Source organism: Halomonas sp. BC1 (assembly GCF_002078135.1).
Classification (GTDB): domain Bacteria; phylum Pseudomonadota; class Gammaproteobacteria; order Pseudomonadales; family Halomonadaceae; genus Vreelandella; species Vreelandella stevensii.
In genome coordinates, this window is sequence record NZ_LFGS01000007.1 from 108,154 (window position 1) to 126,966 (window position 18,813).

Sequence of the window (18,813 nt, forward strand, 5' to 3'; positions counted from 1 at the left end):
CTTCAACGTCGGGTAATTCAACCTGAAAAAACGTCTCAGCCGGAACCGCTCATAAGCGACCAGGTACTCAACGGGCTTACCTTGCGCCTCGCCGCATGCCACCACCTGGCGGTTGACTTACCGACGGTTCTTACCTGGTTGCAACGTCAGCTTCCAGCCACCTACACCGCTATCGAAGGTTCCTGTTTATGCCTCGCCTTGCGAATGTCGCAGGCCCACTCGCTGACCCTGGTGACGCCTTCCGGCATTACCCTGACAGTAGATCAGGCCACCGCTATGGAAGCGGCGTTAACCACGCGCTATCGACGTACAGACGACCTCGTCAATGGGAGCAGGGAAATACCCTCACAGCGTCAGCTTCCATGCTGGCCCCACCCCCTATACGCACAGCAGCTTACGCTGGATAAAAAGGCGGAGGCTTGGTTATTGCTACCAGGCGGATGGCCGCAGAACCCGTTTTTCGAGCCGTTACGCAGAGCCTTCATGGAAGGCTTAAAGATTTGCCTGGCGCACCATCAGCACCTCGAACAGGCGGTAGAAGAAGAGCGTCGCGACTATGCCGCCGGCTTACACGACACCATTGCCCAAGAGCTGGGGTATTTGCGGCTGCGCACCTCGCGCCTGGAGAAGGCTTGCCGACAGCTTGCGCCGGAACTTGAGACGCTGGCCAGCGATATCCACCTGCAAACCCAGCGAACCTACCGCCAAACCCGCGAATTGATCACCACCGCCAGGCTCACTCTGGAGGATGATTCACTCCACTTGGGGCTAGTACGCACAGTAGAGGAATTCGAGCAGCTTTCAGGGCTGGTATTCGAACTGGACAATCGAGCCCAACCAGAAGGCTTATCCAGACAGACCGCCATTCAGGTGCTTCTGATTGTGCGCGAAGCTCTCAGCAACAGCGTGCGTCATTCTCACGCCTCGCATGTTCGTATTCAGCTTTTCCCGCAGGTTAAAGGGGAGTTGCTGGTGCGTGTCGATGACAATGGACAGGGCATCATTTCGGAAGATGCTGGCAGCGGCAGTTTCGGGCTGGGCATCATGCACGAGCGTGCCCAAAAGATAGGTGGCCACCTGCACGTAGGATCACTATCCAGTGGCGGTACCCGTGTCGAATTGATCGTTACGGATGACAGATAGAGAAATGCGATGAACCCTACACGAGTTGTTTTAGTCGATGACCATCCTTTATTTCGACGTGGTGTTGCACAACTGCTCAGCGAAAGTCAGCGCTTTGATATGTTGGAAGAGTTCGGCAATGCTGAAGAGCTCCTCCAGAACCTGGAGCGCCTGGATCCTGAGCTGTTACTGATCGATCTGCAAATGCCGGGCACCAGCGGCTTATCTCTGCTGGAGCAGATCAAGGCCAGGTGTGAAGATACCTGGGTCGTAATGCTGACCGCGTCAGACGACAGCCATGACTTACTGAAAGCCATTCAGCTTGGCGCTGATGGCTACCTGCTCAAAGATACCGATCCGGATATCATTCTCGAGCGTCTTGATGCTCTCCTGCATGGCAAGATAGCGCTCAATGATGATGTTGTCATGATGCTGGCGCAGCACTTGCGTGCCGATCGCCTGGATATTATGGATGACATGCCCGCTTCCTCAAGCTGGGCGGAAGGCTTGACCGAGCGCGAACGCCATACCTTGATGTGGATTACCAAAGGGCTTAGCAACAAGCTGATTGCCCGTGAACTGGGCATCAGTGACAGCACCGTCAAAGTGTATGTCAAAAACCTGCTACGTAAGCTCAATGTCAACTCGCGTCTCGAACTGGCCGCCTGGGTACACACGCACCCTTTACCTGATGAGGATGCGCCATGATGTGCCTTTTGATGCCATTCACCTTCAGGAAGCGTCCCCCCAACACACCGCCTTGTTCAAGCTTGCTGGATAGCCTGAACGAAGCCGTACTGATCGTAAATGACAACAGTGAAATCTTGTTTGCCAACCGTAGCTGGCAGCATTTGATTGACGCCGACAGTGAGGCTACACCGTCCCACCTGCTGGAGTATGTTCACCCTGCTGACCGAGATGTCTGGCAACAGGTGTGCTGTCAGGTAAATCGTCAGGAAAGTCCCGCACCGTTATGGTTGAGAGTGATGGGGGCCGGCCATGAGCTACGCTGGTGTGAGTTACGCGCCCAACCCCTCGGGGTTGGCTCTGCCTGGCCTGCCAGCTTATCCCTCTGTGATATTACGCCTCAGGTACAACGTAATCAGGTTCTCTCTGCTAGCCATCGCAGCCTGTCGCAACTGGTGAATGGACTTCCTGTGATGGTTTATCGAGCCCGTAACAATCGCCGCTGGACCATGGAATACGTCAGTGACGGTTGCTACGGATTGACCGGCTACACGGCCGAAACGCTGCTTAACCATTCCCTGATCAGCTACGGAGACATGATCCACCCCCAGGATGCCGACCAGGTCTGGGAAGAAGTTCAGGATGCCTTGCGTGAACACCGCAGCTTTGAGCTGGATTATCGTATTCAGTGCGCCGATGGACATCTGCTTCGTGTGAACGAAAAGGGACATGGCGTTTACTCACATAACGCCGCTGTGCTTGGCGTCGAAGGCGTTATCATCGCCTTTGACGCCGACCCATCGACCTCTCATACCGATAGATAACTCTTTTTGACTACCCTCTCTGAGTAATTTTGTTGTCTGTGCCGATCCACTAGGTTGGTAGTGAGCGAGCGAGAGGTTTTCTCGCCTCCTATCACGACATTTCGTTCAAATCTGTCAGGACACGTACAGGAAACTAGCTATGAAAAAGCGTATCGCAATCATCGGCGCCGGCCCAAGCGGTCTGGCACAGCTTAGAGCCTTTCAATCGGCACATGAAAAGGGCGGAGAGCCACAGGAGCTGGTCTGTTTTGAGAAACAGTCTGACTGGGGTGGGCTTTGGAACTACACTTGGCGCACCGGCCTTGATGAAAACGGTGAGCCGGTTCACGGCAGTATGTACCGATACCTTTGGTCCAACGGGCCGAAAGAATGCCTGGAGTTCGCCGACTACTCTTTTGAAGAGCATTTTGGTCGTCCTATTGCCTCTTATCCGCCACGGGCTGTGCTCTGGGATTATATAAAAGGCCGCGTTGAGAAAGCCGGTGTTCGTAAGTTCATCCGCTTCAATTGTCCAGTGCGCCACATCAGCTACGACGAGGCCAACGGGACTTTTACCGTCATTGCCCACGACCACACCACGGATACGCTCAGCACTGAGACATTCGATCATGTCATCGTCGCTTCCGGGCATTTCTCTACCCCTAACGTGCCGGAATTCGAAGGTTTCGAAAATTTTGGCGGACGCATTCTCCATGCCCATGATTTTCGCGATGCGTTGGAGTTCAAAGACAAGGATCTGTTACTGGTGGGCAGTAGCTATTCTGCCGAAGATATTGGCTCTCAGTGCTACAAATATGGTGCTCGAACGATCACCACCAGTTACCGCTCTCGACCTATGGGCTTCAAGTGGCCTGATAACTGGGAAGAAAAACCACTACTATTGCGAGTAGATCGCGATAGAGCATACTTTGCGGACGGCACCTCAAAACCTATCGACGCTATTATCCTGTGTACCGGTTACTTGCACCACTTCCCCTTCCTTGAAGAGTCACTGCGCTTGAAAACCAGCAATCGTATGTGGCCGCTGGATCTTTACAAAGGCGTTGCCTGGGAGCACAACCCCAAGCTGTTCTACCTAGGCATGCAAGATCAGTTTTATACCTTTAATATGTTTGATGCACAGGCCTGGTACGTACGCGACATCATTCTTGGGCGTATTCCGCTGCCAAGCCAAAATGAAATGCGCAGCGATAGTGCCGCTTGGCGAGCACGCGAGGAAACACTGGAAAGCGATGAAGACATGATTGTTTTCCAGGGGGATTACGTGAAGTCCCTGATTGATGAAACCGACTATCCCAGCTTTGACATTGACGGCGTTAACAAGACGTTTCTGGAATGGGAGCATCACAAGCATGATGACATCATGGCCTTCCGTAACCACTCCTACCGCTCCTTGATGACAGGCACCATGGCACCTTCCCACCACACGCCCTGGTTACACGCGATGGACGACTCATTGGAGGCCTATCTGGCCACGCATGACGATGCCACCACCGCCCAAGCAGATGCAATGGAAACCTGACAGTAAGCGTATAAAAGCAACCGGCAGATGGCCCATGGGGCAGCTGCCGGAAGTCTGACGAACTGTCTGTCTTTATTAACTTGGCTCTCGCGCCTGCCTGTTTGCTCTCAACGTTCACCCTACCCTTCAGGCTTTTCCTTTTATCTCGTCTTCAAGCACCGGCGAGAGGCTTGTCTCAATGGCCTCAAGCACTTCCGGCAGCATGACCTCCTTATAGCGCAGCAGATCCGCAACGGTTTCCGGCAGCTCGGCCAGGCCGTTCGCCTTGTAGACGCAGGCAGCGATTTCGGCTAAGTCAGCGGGGCTGGCGTCCACCGGCGGCACCAGCCCAATACTGACCAGGCGCTGGCGAAAATCTTCGCCATCCACCAGCTCAGTGATCATCATGAGGTGACCTCCTCTTTTTCGACGGCGGCCAGGCGGCAGGCGGCGTATTTGAACTCGGGGATCTTGCCGTCCGGGTCCAGCGCGGGGTTGGTCAGCAGGTTGGCGGCCGCTTCTGCATAGGCGAAGGGGATAAATACCATGCCATCCGGCATGCCGGGGTCAACCCGTGCGGCCAGTGTGATACGGCCTCGCCGGGTGGTGATGGTCAGGCGGTCTCCCGGCGCCAACTTCAGCCGCTGCATTTCATTGATGGAGAGACTGGCCACAGCTTCCGGTTCCAGCTCATCCAGCACCTTGGCACGCCGAGTCATCGAGCCGGTATGCCAATGCTCCAGCTGGCGGCCGGTGGTGAGCACCGTTGGGTAGTCGTCATCCACCGGTTCATCCGGCGGAATGGGCCGGGTGGCGGCGAACTTGGCCTTGCCCCCTTCGCGGGGGAAGGCATCGCCAAAGACGACGTCCTGGCCGGGGGCGTCGTCACTCGGGCAGGGGTAGGTCACCGACTGTTCGCGCTCCAGGCGTTCCCAGCTGATATGATCCAGCGAGGCCATGCCCTGCTTCATTTCCGCAAACACCTCGCTAGGGTGCTGGTAGTGCCAGCCCAGGCCGAAGCGGTTGGCCAGCTGCTGGATGATCCACCAGTCCGGGCGGGCATCGCCGGGCAGCGGCATGGCCGCACGGCCCAGCTGCACCTGACGGTTGGTGTTGGTCACGCTGCCGTCTTTCTCGGGCCAGGCCGAGGCAGGCAGAATCACATCGGCGAACTGGGCGGTTTCGGTCACGAACAGGTCCTGCACCACCAGATGCTCCAGCTTGCCGAGCGCCTCACGGGCGTGGGTGAGATCGGGGTCAGACATGGCCGGGTTTTCACCCAGGATGTACATGCCGCGAATGGTGCCTGCATGAATGGCATCCATGATCTCGACCACGGTCAGGCCGGGCTGATTATCCAGCGGCGTATTCCACAGTTCCTCAAAGGCGGAGCGCAGCTGATCATCGCCGACCGGCTGGTAGTCGGGCATCACCATGGGGATCATACCCGCGTCCGAGGCGCCCTGAACGTTGTTCTGGCCACGCAGCGGGTGCAGGCCGGTGCCGGGACGGCCAGTATGGCCACAGGCCAGGGCCAGTGAGATCAAGCAGCGGGCGTTATCGGTGCCGTGGGTATGCTGAGAGATGCCCATGCCCCAGAAGATCATCGCACGCTCGGCATTGGCATACAGGCGCGCTACCTCGCGAATGGTCTCAGCCTCTACGCCACACTGGGCGCTCATGGCCTCTGGGGTCATATCGACCACATGCGCTTTGAGGGCGTCGAAGCCTTCGGTATGCTCGGCAATGTAGGTCTCGTCATAGAGGCCTTCCGTGACGATGACATTGAGTAGCGCATTGAACAGCGCCACGTCAGCACCGGGTTTAAAGCGCACGCTCAGGTGGGCGTAGGCGTCCAGCGCCTGACCACGGGGGTCGATGATGATGAACTGGGTGCCGCGCTTGGCGACCTGTTTGAAAAAGGTGGCCGCGACCGGATGGTTTACCGCCGGGTTGCAGCCGGTGAGAATCACCACATCGGCGTTGGCGGCCTGCATAAAGGACGCGGTCACCGCGCCAGAGCCCAGGCATTCCATCAGGGCGGCGACCGAACTGGCGTGACACAACCGAGTGCAGTGGTCGACGTTATTGGTGCCAAAGCCAGTGCGGATCAGCTTCTGGAACAGCCAGGCTTCTTCGTTGGAACATTTGGCGCTACCAAAGCCCGCCAGCGCTTGCGGCCCCTGTTCCGCTTTCAGCGTGATCAGGCCGGTGGCGGCAAATTCCAGCGCTTCTTCCCAGCTGGCCTCACGGAAGTGAGTCAGCGGCTGGGCGGGGTCGAAGTCTGGATCAAGCCCCTTGGCCACACCCTCACGGCGGATCAACGGGGTAGTCAGGCGTGACGGATGGCGCGGGTAGTCAAACCCGAAGCGACCCTTCACGCACAGACGATTATGGTTGGACGGCCCGTTGCGGCCTTCCACATAGACAATCTCGTCGTTCTTGAGGTGGTAGGTCAGCTGGCAGCCGACGCCGCAATAGGGGCAGACAGAGTCGACCTGTTTATCAGTCGCGACACTGTCCCCCACGCCGTGTTCGTCAACCAGGGTGGCGGGCATCAGGGCCCCGGTGGGGCAGGCCTGCACGCATTCGCCACAGGCCACACAGGTGCTGTCGCCCATGGGGTCATCAAAGTCGAAAACAATTTTTGAGGCACTGCCACGATGGGCCAGACCAATGACGTCGTTGACCTGCACTTCGCGGCAGGCGCGTACGCACAGGTTGCATTCAATGCAGGCATCGAGGTTGACCGCCATGGCACTGTGCGAGCGGTCTTTGACGACGGCACTTTCGCGCTCGGCCACATGGTGCACGGTGGGCGTAGTTCGCTCGCTGCGCTTGGGTAAGCGCTCACTTACCTCACCGACATCAATCGCCAGCTGATCGGCCATGGCCCAGAAATGGCTGGAGGCGTCCGGACTCTGCTCGCGGGGCGGCTGGTCCACGGCGAGCATTTCCAGCACGCCTTCGCGGGCCACCCGCGAGCGTTCAGAGGTGGCACTATGCACCACCATGCCAGGCTTGGCCTCACGCAGGCAGCTGGCGACCAGGGCGCGTTCGCCTTGCACTTCGACCATGCAGGCGCGGCAGTTGCCGTCGGCACGGTAGCCCTCGGCATCCTTGAAGCACAGGTGCGGAATGGTTTCTCCGGCGCGCTTGGCGACCTGCCAGAGGGTGTCGCCGGGGTAAGCCGTCACGGCTGCGCCATCCAGCGTGAGGGTAAAGGTCTCTTGGTTCATAAGGTTCTCCTTACCCTTTGAAAATGACGTTCTGGGCGGCAAGCTCAGTGCGGAAATCGCGCAGCAGGCCCAGCACTGGATTGGGGGCGGCTTGCCCCAGGCCGCAGATGGACGCATCCATCATCACCTGGGAAAGCCGCTCCAGCGTGTCGACATCCCAGGTGCTGCGTTCCAGCAGGGTGAGCATTTTCTCGGTACCCACGCGACAGGGCGTACACTGGCCACAGGATTCATCGGCGAAAAAGCCCAGCAGATTGGTCGCTACATTACGCAGGTTATCGTGATCGGAAAACACCACTACCGCCGCCGAGCCGATAAAGCAGCCGTGCTCCTGCAGGGTGTCGAAATCCAGTGGGATATCGGCCTTGCTGGCGGGCAGAATGCCGCCCGAGGCGCCACCGGGCAGGTAGCCGGCAAGCTGATGGCCGTCCTGCATGCCACCGGCATATTCGTTGATCAGCTCGTTAAGGGTGATACCCGCCGGGGCCAGATGTACACCCGGGTTTTTCACCCGGCCAGAGACCGAAAAGCTGCGCAGGCCACTGCGACCATGGCGGCCTTGACTGGCAAACCAGTCGGCGCCCTGGGCATAAATGGCCGGAATCCAATAGACGGTTTCGACGTTATTGACCAGAGTCGGGCGGTCAAATAATCCACGCTGGGCCACAAACGGTGGGCGATGGCGCGGTTTGCCGGGTTTACCTTCCAGCGATTCGATCATCGCCGATTCTTCCCCGCAGATATACGCCCCCGCGCCACGGCGCACCACAATATAGCCCGGTGCCACCAGCCCGGCGGCTTCCAGCTCCGCAATGGCCTGATGCAACACCGTATGCAGCGCCGGGTATTCATCACGCAAGTAGATGTACAGGGCGTCTGCTTCCACGGCCCAGGCGCTGATCAAGGCGCCTTCGAGAAATTGATGGGGCGCGCGCTCCAGGTAATAACGATCCTTGAAGGTGCCCGGCTCGCCTTCATCGGCGTTGATGGCGCAGTAGCGCGGCCCGGCCTCGGCGCGGACGAAAAACCATTTTTTAAAGGTCGGGAAACCCGCGCCCCCCAGCCCGCGCAGGTTGGCCTTTTCCAGGGTGTCCATCAGGCTTTCAACACTCACCTCCCCCGCCCGGCAGGCGCTGAGCAGGGCGTAACCACCGGTTTGCCGATACGCGTCAAGGCGTGGCCAGTCCAAGGGTTCAGGGTGAATGTGATCGGCAGCGATGGCCGCCTGAACGCGCTCAACACTGGCATGGCCCAGATGGTAATGACCCACTTCCACCACAGGCGCCGTATCACAGCGGCCCATGCAGGGGGCGCGCAACACGCGCACCTCGGCGGGGTCGGTGCCTACCGCAAGTGCATTGCGCAGAGCGTCAGCACCGGCCAGCTGGCAGGACAGGGAATCACATACCCGCAGCGTCAGCGCTGGAGGCGGCGATTGATCGTCGTGGATGACATCAAAGTGGGCGTAGAAGGTGGCGGTTTCGTACACCTCAGCCATGGGCAGGTTCATGTAAGCGGCCAGGGCGCGTAGATGGGTCAGCGGCAAGTGGCCAAGGGCATCCTGAATCGCGTGCAGATGTTCGATCAACAGATCACGTTGGCGCCGCTGCGGCTGCTCGCGTTCATCACCGAGCAGTTGACGCAAGGCATCCAGGGCGTCCGGGGCAAGTGAGCGTCCGCGTGGCTTGCCGCGGGCTTTACCACGAAAGGGCGGGAAATGGGTTGGTTGCTGCGGAGCCATACTGTCAGTCACTTCGTTTCACCTTTCGTAGGCATGTCGGGGCAGAGCACCCTCGAGATAATCCGTAGATTTTCGAGCAAAAACAGCGGTGCCGACGGGCGACCCCACTGTTTTGTACGCGGATTTCTGTTGGAATAAGCAGAAAACGCAAGCCTCGCTAAAAAGGAGCTATAACGCCGCCTCGTCAGTTTCACCACTGCGTATGCGTATAACATTGGAAAGTGGATAGACGAATATTTTCCCATCTCCAATACGACCAGAGTATGCGGCTGTTTTAATCGCTTCGATCACTGTGTCGACCTGGGAATCACAGGCTCCCACTTCGACTTTCATCTTGTTCACAAAGTCCACAGTGTACTCCGCCCCCCTGTAAAGCTCGGTATGCCCCTTCTGCCTTCCAAACCCTTTAACCTCAGTCACAGTGAGTCCTTGAACATTGATATCAGATAACGCTTCTCTGACATCTTCAAGCCTATGGGGTTGAATAATAGCTGCGATCATATGCATGGTATGGCCTCTAGGTTTTCATCATCAGTTCACGAAAAGCCAAGACCCGTGTTTATCTAATGGGCCTTGGCCTCGGAGAATCATTTAACGTTGAACAGGTTTCCGGCTGGCCAGCAGGCCGTCGGCCGCTGCACTGCTCCGCAGGGGGGTGCCATCCATGTCCGATGTATTGGCCGAAACGAACTCAGGGTAGGCGTGCATACCGCATTCGTGGGCATCCATGCCCTCAAACTCGTCCTGCTCGCTGACACGCAGCCCCATTACGGCACGTATAATGAAAAGCACCACCAGACTGGCACCGAACATCCAAGCGAAAATAATCACGGTGCCGAGCAGCTGGATGCCTAGCGTGGCGTCAGGGTTAGTGAATACAACGGCGACAATCCCCCAGATACCCGCACTGCCATGTACCGAAATGGCACCCACGGGGTCGTCGATCCTGAGGCGGTCCAGCCCGAGCACAGAGAGCACGACCACCACACCACCGATCGCACCGACCAGCATGGCCATTCCCGGCCCGGGCAGAAGCGGCTCAGCCGTAATGGACACCAACCCGGCCAATGCGCCGTTCATGACCATCGTCATATCGGTCTTGCCGAACAAGGCACGGTACAGCAGAGCGGCCGCTACCATGCCCGAGGCTGCGGCGGTATTGGTATTGACGAAAATACGTGCCACTGCATTGGCATCATCCAGGCTGGCAATTTTCAGCATCGAGCCGCCATTGAACCCGAACCAGCCCATCCAGAGAATAAACATGCCAAGCATGGCAATCGGCAGATTGGCGCCCGGAATGGCCCGTACCTCACCATTGGGACCGAAACGGCCTTTACGTGCGCCAACCATCAATACAGCGGCCAGTGCTGCGGCACCGCCTGCCATGTGCACCACAACGGAGCCGGCAAAATCTTGGAAGCCCATTTCATCCAGGAAGCCACCGCCCCATTTCCAGAACCCGTTCACGGGGTAAATCACTCCGACCATGAAGACCGCAAACACCAGGAAAGGCCACAGTTTCATACGCTCGGCAATTGCCCCGGAAACAATCGACATGGTGGCAGCGGCAAATACCGCCTGGAAAATAAAGTCAGCCATGGAAGAGTAATAAGGTGAGCCTTCTCCCGCCGAAATATCGGCCATGCTGTTATCACTGCCCAGCATGAAATCCAACCCGGGAATAAAGCTGCTGACTGGGTTGGCGGGATACATCAGGTTGTAGCCAACCACCAGATAAACCAGGCACGCAACGGAGTACAGCATCGCGTTTTTGGTCAGTATCTCGACCGTGTTCTTTGACCGGACCAACCCTGATTCAAGCATGGCAAAACCACAGGCCATGAACATGACAAAGGCGGTACAGACTAGAAAATAGAAGGTATCGAGCGCATAACTCAGCTCTAGCGTTATCTCGTTCATGAGTGTCCTCTCGGCTAGCAGGTTTCAGGTTTGTGGTTGGAGTTCGTGGTCGTATTCGCTTAACCACTCCACGACAGTGTCGCGGTAGCGTGTCATCCCTTTGTAATCCACCAGTGCCTCGGGCAGATTGGCCAGCACGCGATGCAGCCGCTTGGCCCAGGCCTTATTGGTTGTGAGGTCGTCCATGCTGATCAGATAAGTGCGGATGCCAAAGAACAGCGCATGGCTTCGGGGCATACGTACCAGTGTCTGTAACTCGACACGCAGAAAGACATCCCTGCCTACGTTCTCGGGGGTAATCGTGGTTCGGTCTGCCCCCCATTGGTGATAGGTTTCAGGGGAACTGTCCATGCGTGGGTGGATCGTCATCGTCCAGTTCAAACGACGAATCGGGCTGCCCACCTGAATGGCGCACAGATATTTAAGGACCCGATCAAAAATACCCATCTCATGAGCCAGCGGCACAGGGCCATGCCACTGTTTGAAACTCATTCCGGCATCAAAGGCCAGCGACCAGTCAGCCGGTGATGTGATTACGCCTGCGTCCATGAAGAGGTCTGCATCACGTTGATCCAGTAACGCAAAATCCCCCTGCATCTGGCGTCCGATAAACTCCATCGGCGGCATGGGCAAAGTGCTTGCGTCGCCCATCACAAAGGTCTGATGAATGCCGAGGGGGCGATTAATCCACTCGCATTGATCGCCCTGTTGGGTGAAGGAAAAATGTTCGGGATAATCCTGGGCATAGTGGGTCATGACAAATTCAAGCAGGTCCCAGCACGCCTGTTCCATGTGGGGCATGGCAAGGCAGCGAGCGGGGTCCTCTTCCAGCACCATCGCCCTTTCTGCTGTTTCACACAGATAATGTTCATCGATATCGAGCATATGTTCGTAAACACTGCCCTTGGGGCCCGGCAGCGTATGCGGCTCAGTATTGACTGAGTACATATAATCATCTTCCGGAAACGGGAAGGGAAAGCGTCTCACGGCCTCGGGACTATTGCGGTAGGTAAACTGGCCTCGGAAGGCCTGGGTATCTCGCGGTGCAAGTTGCATGGTGTTTTCCCCCTTGATTTATAGATCCAGCACCAGGTAGTCGCTCGCTGAACGTGACACGCAAGGCATGATGCAGCGCTGGCTGGCTTTCTCTTGATCATCGAGAAACGCATCCCGATGCTCGATGTCACCGTCCACCACCGAGGTTTTACATTGGCCGCATACACCGCCACGACACATATTGGGTATCTCAAGGCCATGGGCTTCCAGAGCGTCAAGCAGAGGCGTATCCCCCGCGACGGCGACGTCCTGCTGCGAGCGTGAAAGCCTGGCTACAAAAGGCTTACCTGGCTGAGGAGCCGTGAAGGCTTCGTAATGAACCCGCTGAGGTGACCAGCCCAGCGCACTCGCTGTGGCTTTGACGTCCTGAATCATCGCCTCCGGGCCGCAAACATAGACGTGGGTGCCAAGCGGCTGGTGTCCGAGCAGAGTGTAAAAGTCGGGACGTTCGCCGGAATAGCAGTAAAGCCTGTTGCCAAAACGCTCCGTCAAGGCCTCACGAAAGGCCCCTGTTTCGGCATTGCGATACACGTAGTGCACTTCAAAGGAGGCCTGACGTTGTTCCAGCTCATAGCCGTAAGAAAGAAACGGCGTTATTCCGATGCCACCGGCAATCAATATGTGGTGCCGCGCCTGCCAATCCGGTAGAAACATGTTGGCGGGCGGAGAAATAAACAGCCTGTCCCCTGGGCGAAACTCACCATGCATGAACTGAGAGCCTCCTCGGGAGCGCTCCTGCAACCGCACCGCGATGCGATAATGACTGCTGTCAGCCGGGTTGCTGATCAAGGAATACGCATTGCGGAAACGCTTCCCCTCACCTTCCATCTGCACCACCACGTGACTACCGGCAGAAAACGGCGGCAGGGGCTTTTCATCAGCAACAAACGTAAACTGTTTGATAATCGAGCTGATCTGCTCGATCTCGGCGACACGTACCGGAATCAGGTCACTCATGAGTCAAACACCTCCTCGCGGGGAACCTCACCGGGCACCTCGGCATCTATCCGCACGCCCATATAGGCCCCCAGGCGACGTGAAAAATGATCGCGAACTTCCAACGTGAGCCCACACCCCTGGCAGCGGGTGGGTGACGCCGTGACAGGCTCGCTCATAAAACGGCAGTGCGTGCAAAACACGCGTCGGGCGTTATCTGCTGAAGGCAGCAAGGTGATTTCAGCGTCGAGCAGCCCGTGTGCCAGGGCCAGGGTATGTACATCCCATAAAAACGCTTCGCTGCCCGCCACAATCACATGGCAACCTTGGGTCAATGTTTCCAGCTGGGTCGCCAGCGTGGTGGAAAGTGCGTCACGGTCGCAGCATTGCAGTGGCACGTTCTGCCACTCAGACGGCAACCCCGCCGGGGGCGCGTCAGCGCGATCAGCACAGATAATGAAATGAAACGGCGTCCGGTGTTTATCAATCGGCGCCACATGTTTCATGATGAGATTTACCGCGTCTGGCTCAGCCACACACACATAGTAGTTAGCTGTTGCGGGATGCTCAGGCGTTACATATATCGGCCTGCTTTTTATCCTGTCATCATCAGGAAGAGCGTTATGCTGCATTGACTTTTTCCCCTTGATAAATACCCGGTTAATGGATGCCAGCACGACAGAGACGGAATCGAAAGACATCAAGGTTTTATATATGAAACCTAAATATCACCAGCGATACTTAAGCCGCTCCATTTAGTTCTTGTGGTGATATTTTATTTACTGTAGATAAAGCACGTTTCATGCCAAAAAAAAAAATAATCTTAATTTCATAGGTTTATAAAAAAAGAACAAAAAGAGGCCGCGCTGTAATAGTGCAGATGACGCTTTAAAAAGCCTGTATTAGTGCATCCGCTGACCTTTATCTGGATAAAAATTAAATAGTGAATATTTCTTTTTATATATACACTAAAGAAACCACTCATCACGCCAACTAAACACACTGGGCGCGCGCTCTTTTTAAGCGATATCCTGCACAACAATTAAAAAGTTGTTTTTTAAAACCCTGCTTGGCATTTCTGTTTAACAGCACTTGACGCTACCGCATCGAAGGCTTGATAGGTGTTGCTGAAGAGCATAAAAAAACCCGAAGCCTGGAAGGGGTATCCAGCCTTCGGGATAGCGTTTAATGATGCAGGCAGCTACCTGTCACCAGATAGCAGATTGACCTTCCAATGCCAGCCTAAAACGTTTGACCAGGCACCCAGGTGGTACCCGCCAGGGGCACTCGCGCCATGGCAGCCGCTTCGATATTCAAGGCCACCAGATCTTCCGGTTCCAGGTTATGCAGGTGGGATTTCCCGCAGGCTCGGGCCAACGTCTGCGCTTCCAGGGTCAGCACACGCAAGTAGTTGGCCAGCCGCCTGCCACCTTCCACCGGGTCAAGGCGTTGGCTCAGCTCTGGGTCCTGCGTCGAGATCCCCGCTGGGCATTTTCCTTCCTGGAAGTCATCGTAATAGCCAGACGCTGAACCCAGCTTGCGGTACTCTTCTTCAAAACGTGGATGGTTATCCCCCAAGGCGATGAGGGCAGCCGTACCAATGGCCACGGCATCCGCACCCAGGGCAATGGCTTTGGCAACGTCAGCACCGTTACGGATCCCGCCCGAGACGATCAACTGCACCTCACGGTGAACGCCCATTTCCTGCAGGGCCTGTGTGGCTTGAGGAATCGCCGCCAGGGTGGGAATACCGACATGCTCGATAAACACATCCTGAGTGGCTGCCGTGCCGCCCTGCATACCATCCAGCACCACAACATCCGCGCCGGCTTTCACCGCCAGCTTGACGTCGTAATACGTGCGCGTCGCGCCAATCTTGATAAAGATGGGCACCTGCCAGTCGGTAATTTCACGCAATTCGGCAATCTTGATGGCCAGGTCGTCGGGCCCCGTCCAGTCCGGGTGGCGGCAGGCGCTACGCTGATCAATACCTTTGGGCAGCGTGCGCATGTGGGCGACACGATCCGAAATTTTCTGGCCCAGCAGCATCCCGCCGCCACCCGGCTTGGCGCCCTGCCCTAAGACCACCTCGATGGCATCGGCTTTGCGTAAATCATCCGGGTTCATACCATAGCGTGACGGCAGGTACTGATAGACCAGTTTGGATGACTGACCGCGTTCTTCTGCGGTCATGCCGCCATCACCTGTGGTCGTCGATGTGCCGACTTCCGATGCTCCGCGCCCCAGCGCTTCCTTGGCTTGTGCTGACAAGGCACCAAAGCTCATACCGGCAATGGTCACCGGGGTATCAATCACCATCGGTTTTTTGGCGTAGCGGGTGCCTAATACCACCTCGGTGTCGCATTTTTCCCGATAGCCTTCAAGCGGGTAGCGCGACATGCTCGCACCGAGAAACAAAAGATCATCAAAATTTGGCACCTTGCGCTTGGCACCCCAACCGCGAATGTCGTAGATGCCTGTTTCGGCGGCACGCTGAATTTCGGCGATGACATCTCGACCAAAGGTAGCGGACTCTCTCAGTGCCGGATTAATCGTGTTATCTGTCATGTCAGGCTCCAGATCAGTAGGCCGAGGCATTGGTGACTTTGAAGTGGTAGAGCTGGCGCGCTGATCCATAGCGCGTAAAGTCGCCAGGGTTTTCGTCGCTACCTGCCTGTTTGAGTAAATCTGCCAGCTCGTCCAGGTGCTCCTGACGCATTTCCTTGGCGACGCAATCCGCCCCCAGAGACGCCACTTCCCCTTTTACATAGATGTGCACTTCGTAGAGCGAGTCGCCCAGCGCCTCACCGGCATCGCCGCACACCACCAGCCTGCCGGCCTGCCCCATGAAAGCGCTCATCGGGCCGATATTACCCTTGACCACGATATCCACCCCTTTCATGGAAATACCGCAGCGCGCCGAGGCATTGCCTTCAATGACCAACAGGCCACCGTGAGCGGTAGCACCCGCCGACTGGGACGCATCGCCTTTGACATGCACCTTGCCCGACATCATGTTCTCGGCCACGCCAACCCCGACATTTCCGTTCACGGTGACATGCGCTTTCTGATTCATGCCCGCGCAGTAATAGCCGGCATGCCCATCAATTTCGACGCTGATCTGTTCATTGAGCCCGCAGGCAATATTGTGCGCCCCGTTGGAATTACTGACACGCCACTCACGCTCGCTGGCGGTCATTTGCGGATCATGCAGTGCCTGGTTGAGTTCTCGCAGACTGGAACTCGCAAGGTCGTAATGTTTCATCATTTAGGCAGCCTCCACCTTTATACCGTCACGTTCCCATACATAGATTTTTGCCGGCTCCGGCTCCCAGACAGTTGCCTCCTTGATACCCGGAAGGTCAGCCAGGGCGCGGTACTCGGATGCCATTGCCACGTAGTCATCGGTTTCAGCAATAACGGCGGGTTTACAGGAAATCGGGTCGCGCACGACCGCAAATCCATCCCGTGTGCCGATCGTGAACGTGAAGAAACCGTCCAGGTCTTTGAGCGCTCCGGTCAGGGCCTGATTAAGGGATTCACCCTTGGCCATCCGCCAGGTCAAATAGCCAGCGGCAACTTCAGAGTCGTTATCGGTCTGGAAAACAATGCCCTGACGCTTGAGCTTGTCGCGCAGGCGATTGTGGTTGGACAGGGAGCCGTTATGCACCAGACACAGATCCAGCCCGGTTGAAAAAGGATGGCTGCCCTGCAGCGTGACGGCACTTTCGGTAGCCATGCGGGTATGCCCGATCGCGTGGCTGCCGCGCATGTTGCTCAGTTTGTAACGGGTTGCCACTTCACCGGGCAAGCCGACACCTTTGAGAATCTCGATGCTTTTTCCGGCACTCATCACGCGAAGGTCAGCCGCATGATCCGCCAGCCAACCCAGCACGCGGCTTTCTTCTTCGGCTATCTTGAACACCCCCACGTTGGCATTCTGAAACCATGACGCCAGGCTGCCGAAGGCGGTTTGCAGCCTGTCGGCGAACGCCTGCCAATCGTAATCGGCATTATCACATTGCAGGGTCAGCTTGACGCCATCATCATATTCGTCGCCATACACCGCAAAACCGGCACTGTCCGGCCCACGGTCTGTCATGGCAATAAGCATCGGCTCAAACAGCTCACCCAAGCGGCTTTCCAGCTGCGGGTTTTTCAGATAAAGCCCGACAATTCCACACATAGCATTACCTCGATAGATTCACGCTGAGGCGTCATGGGCGCCTAAGCACGCAAAGGAACTTATGAAAAAATAAAATGACGTTAGAAAAACTCTACATAGCGCTGAACTTCCCATTCACATACCTGGCGGCTGTACTCTTTCCACTCCTCACGCTTGACCTTGATAAACTCGCCAACGATCTCGGCGCCCATGCCATCGCGCAGATGGGTATCCGCTTCCAGGGCATCAATCGCCTCTTTAAGCGACTGCGGCAGAATCTCGATGCCTTGCGCTTGGCACTGCTCTGGCGTGAGCTCGTAAAGGTTGATGTTTTGCGCCTTGCCGGGGTCCAGCTTGCGCTCGATGCCATCCATTCCCGCCGCAATCAGGGCGGCGTGAACCAGATAAGGGTTGCAGCCAGCATCGGGGAGACGGAATTCAAGACGGCCATAAGGCACGCGCACCATGGCCGAACGGTTGTTATCACCATAGGCAATGAATACCGGTGCCCAGGTCGCCCCGCTCGCCGAACCGCCGGCCACCAGGCGTTTGTAGGAATTCACCGTTGGGGCAGCAAAGGCACATAGCGCCGGGGCGTGATGAAGTAACCCGCCCAGAAAATGGTAAGCCGTCGTCGACAGGCCAAGATGCTGGGGGTCGCTGTCATCGCCAAAGACGTTATTGCCGTCTTTATCAGCAATGGAAAGATGGATATGCATGCCGTTGCCAGGCCGATCAGCATGCGGCTTGGGCATAAAGGAACACACCATGCCAAGCTCGTTGGCGATTTCACCGGCAGCCATGCGCACAAAGGTAAAGCGGTCAGCAGAGGTCAGGGCGTCACTGAAGGTGTAATTGATCTCGAACTGGCCGTTGGCATCTTCGTGATCAATTTGGTAGATATCAAAGTCCACCGCCTGAAGCGCTTCGACCAACCTTTCCAGAAACTCGCGTGAGCGCGACAAGCCTTTATAGTCGTAGCAGGGCTTGGCCAGCGTATCGCTCTCATCAACCGGCAACAGCTCACCGGACGCTCCCCGCTTGAACAAGGAAAACTCAGGCTCCAGGCCGGTGTTCAACGTCCAGCCCAGCTCGTTTAGCCGCTCTAACTGACGCATCATGACAACGCGGCTGTCCAGCGCGTGCGGGGCATCATTGACGTAACCGCAGCACGCCATGCGAGCGTAGTGTTTCTGCCACGGCACCAACGACAACGAGTTCAAATCACCTTTGGCCATAAAATCCGGCCCATGGGGCTGCATGCCAAGGCCCGACACCGCAAAGCCAGCGAACCCCGCGCCTTTCTCAACGACATCCATCAGGCAGTTAGCCGGCACTGACTTGGTTTTGGCCGCACCGTGTATATCCACGAACTGGGCCAGCAGATAACGGATGTCATGCTCTTTGATCAACTCAACAGCAGCTTCTGGAGACATACTCAACCCTCTTAAAAATTCTTTTCAAGAAACTATATTTCCCAAAAAGAAAGGCACATAGCATGCCAGAATGTCTCGTCGACCGTTAAAAAACCTCCTCAAATACCTACAAAACACTGATTTAAATGAAATAAATATTTAATTCAGGATTTCAAGAAAGCATTTCCCATCTTTTCTCCTATT

At 56.5% G+C, this 18,813-nt stretch carries 16 protein-coding genes; 4 read left to right on the forward strand and 12 right to left on the reverse strand.

Translation table 11 applies throughout. The features are described 5' to 3' along the window. The 4 genes from B7L72_RS07165 to B7L72_RS07180 all read left to right on the forward strand — a co-directional run. Positions 1 to 1,143: sensor histidine kinase (locus B7L72_RS07165; protein ID WP_254893774.1), on the forward strand; the 1,143-nt coding region annotated here is incomplete at its 5' end. A gap of 9 nt (positions 1,144 to 1,152) precedes the next feature. Further along, complete coding sequence (locus tag B7L72_RS07170) at positions 1,153 to 1,830, forward strand: response regulator (protein ID WP_044630282.1); 678 nt, start codon at positions 1,153 to 1,155, stop codon at positions 1,828 to 1,830. After that, positions 1,827 to 2,633, forward strand: coding sequence for a PAS domain-containing protein (locus tag B7L72_RS07175; RefSeq protein ID WP_081135857.1), 807 nt, complete (start codon positions 1,827 to 1,829; stop codon positions 2,631 to 2,633). Before B7L72_RS07170 ends, B7L72_RS07175 begins: the two co-directional genes overlap by 4 nt. A 139-nt stretch (positions 2,634 to 2,772) precedes the next feature. Next, positions 2,773 to 4,155 (forward strand): NAD(P)-binding domain-containing protein, encoded by a 1,383-nt coding sequence (locus B7L72_RS07180; RefSeq protein ID WP_044630283.1) that lies wholly within the window; start codon positions 2,773 to 2,775, stop codon positions 4,153 to 4,155. Positions 4,156 to 4,281: 126 nt separating this feature from the next. Here the strand turns inward: B7L72_RS07180 and B7L72_RS07185 are convergent, their stop codons facing one another. From B7L72_RS07185 to glnT, 12 genes are all read right to left on the reverse strand, one after another. Beyond that, positions 4,282 to 4,542, reverse strand: coding sequence for a hypothetical protein (locus tag B7L72_RS07185; protein ID WP_044630284.1), 261 nt, complete (start codon positions 4,540 to 4,542; stop codon positions 4,282 to 4,284). Beyond that, the gene (gene fdhF, locus B7L72_RS07190) at positions 4,539 to 7,373 is read right to left on the reverse strand and encodes a formate dehydrogenase subunit alpha (RefSeq protein WP_044630285.1); all 2,835 of its coding nucleotides are present in this window, start codon (positions 7,371 to 7,373) and stop codon (positions 4,539 to 4,541) included. The genes B7L72_RS07185 and fdhF overlap by 4 nt, the downstream gene beginning before the upstream one ends. 10 nt (positions 7,374 to 7,383) lie before the next feature. Next, the gene (locus B7L72_RS07195) at positions 7,384 to 9,126 is read right to left on the reverse strand and encodes an NADH-ubiquinone oxidoreductase-F iron-sulfur binding region domain-containing protein (protein ID WP_240312656.1); all 1,743 of its coding nucleotides are present in this window, start codon (positions 9,124 to 9,126) and stop codon (positions 7,384 to 7,386) included. A gap of 156 nt (positions 9,127 to 9,282) precedes the next feature. Beyond that, complete coding sequence (locus B7L72_RS07200; RefSeq protein WP_044630286.1) at positions 9,283 to 9,621, reverse strand: P-II family nitrogen regulator; 339 nt, start codon at positions 9,619 to 9,621, stop codon at positions 9,283 to 9,285. Positions 9,622 to 9,705: 84 nt separating this feature from the next. Continuing rightward, entirely contained in the window at positions 9,706 to 11,037 is a 1,332-nt protein-coding gene (amt, locus tag B7L72_RS07205) for an ammonium transporter (protein ID WP_044630287.1), read from the reverse strand. A 24-nt stretch (positions 11,038 to 11,061) separates the two neighbouring features. Further along, on the reverse strand, positions 11,062 to 12,093 hold the full coding sequence (locus B7L72_RS07210) for a heme-dependent oxidative N-demethylase family protein (protein ID WP_044630288.1): 1,032 nt from the start codon (positions 12,091 to 12,093) through the stop codon (positions 11,062 to 11,064). Positions 12,094 to 12,111: 18 nt separating this feature from the next. Beyond that, a complete protein-coding gene (locus B7L72_RS07215) occupies positions 12,112 to 13,050 on the reverse strand; it encodes a PDR/VanB family oxidoreductase (protein WP_044630289.1) in 939 nt (312 codons plus the stop codon). Continuing rightward, positions 13,047 to 13,730 (reverse strand): dimethylamine monooxygenase subunit DmmA family protein, encoded by a 684-nt coding sequence (locus B7L72_RS07220; RefSeq protein ID WP_139788465.1) that lies wholly within the window; start codon positions 13,728 to 13,730, stop codon positions 13,047 to 13,049. The genes B7L72_RS07215 and B7L72_RS07220 overlap by 4 nt, the downstream gene beginning before the upstream one ends. A gap of 541 nt (positions 13,731 to 14,271) precedes the next feature. Next, positions 14,272 to 15,597, reverse strand: coding sequence for an FMN-binding glutamate synthase family protein (locus B7L72_RS07225; RefSeq protein WP_044630290.1), 1,326 nt, complete (start codon positions 15,595 to 15,597; stop codon positions 14,272 to 14,274). 13 nt (positions 15,598 to 15,610) lie between these two features. Continuing rightward, entirely contained in the window at positions 15,611 to 16,297 is a 687-nt protein-coding gene (locus B7L72_RS18200; RefSeq protein ID WP_240312657.1) for a GltB/FmdC/FwdC-like GXGXG domain-containing protein, read from the reverse strand. Then, on the reverse strand, positions 16,298 to 17,215 hold the full coding sequence (locus tag B7L72_RS18205; protein ID WP_044630291.1) for a class II glutamine amidotransferase: 918 nt from the start codon (positions 17,213 to 17,215) through the stop codon (positions 16,298 to 16,300). An 80-nt stretch (positions 17,216 to 17,295) separates the two neighbouring features. After that, a complete protein-coding gene (gene glnT / locus B7L72_RS07235; protein WP_044630292.1) occupies positions 17,296 to 18,630 on the reverse strand; it encodes a type III glutamate--ammonia ligase in 1,335 nt (444 codons plus the stop codon). Between the last annotated feature and the right edge of the window lie 183 nt (positions 18,631 to 18,813).

Coding starts and splice junctions, on each gene's coding strand:
- B7L72_RS07170 (WP_044630282.1), top strand. CDS start 1,153: ATGAACCCTACACGAGTTGTTTTAGTCGATGACCATCCTTTATTTCGA.
- B7L72_RS07175 (WP_081135857.1), top strand. CDS start 1,827: ATGATGTGCCTTTTGATGCCATTCACCTTCAGGAAGCGTCCCCCCAAC.
- B7L72_RS07180 (WP_044630283.1), top strand. CDS start 2,773: ATGAAAAAGCGTATCGCAATCATCGGCGCCGGCCCAAGCGGTCTGGCA.
- B7L72_RS07185 (WP_044630284.1), bottom strand. CDS start 4,542: ATGATGATCACTGAGCTGGTGGATGGCGAAGATTTTCGCCAGCGCCTG.
- fdhF (WP_044630285.1), bottom strand. CDS start 7,373: ATGAACCAAGAGACCTTTACCCTCACGCTGGATGGCGCAGCCGTGACG.
- B7L72_RS07200 (WP_044630286.1), bottom strand. CDS start 9,621: ATGCATATGATCGCAGCTATTATTCAACCCCATAGGCTTGAAGATGTC.
- amt (WP_044630287.1), bottom strand. CDS start 11,037: ATGAACGAGATAACGCTAGAGCTGAGTTATGCGCTCGATACCTTCTAT.
- B7L72_RS07210 (WP_044630288.1), bottom strand. CDS start 12,093: ATGCAACTTGCACCGCGAGATACCCAGGCCTTCCGAGGCCAGTTTACC.
- B7L72_RS07215 (WP_044630289.1), bottom strand. CDS start 13,050: ATGAGTGACCTGATTCCGGTACGTGTCGCCGAGATCGAGCAGATCAGC.
- B7L72_RS07220 (WP_139788465.1), bottom strand. CDS start 13,730: ATGTCTTTCGATTCCGTCTCTGTCGTGCTGGCATCCATTAACCGGGTA.
- B7L72_RS07225 (WP_044630290.1), bottom strand. CDS start 15,597: ATGACAGATAACACGATTAATCCGGCACTGAGAGAGTCCGCTACCTTT.
- B7L72_RS18200 (WP_240312657.1), bottom strand. CDS start 16,297: ATGATGAAACATTACGACCTTGCGAGTTCCAGTCTGCGAGAACTCAAC.
- B7L72_RS18205 (WP_044630291.1), bottom strand. CDS start 17,215: ATGTGTGGAATTGTCGGGCTTTATCTGAAAAACCCGCAGCTGGAAAGC.
- glnT (WP_044630292.1), bottom strand. CDS start 18,630: ATGTCTCCAGAAGCTGCTGTTGAGTTGATCAAAGAGCATGACATCCGT.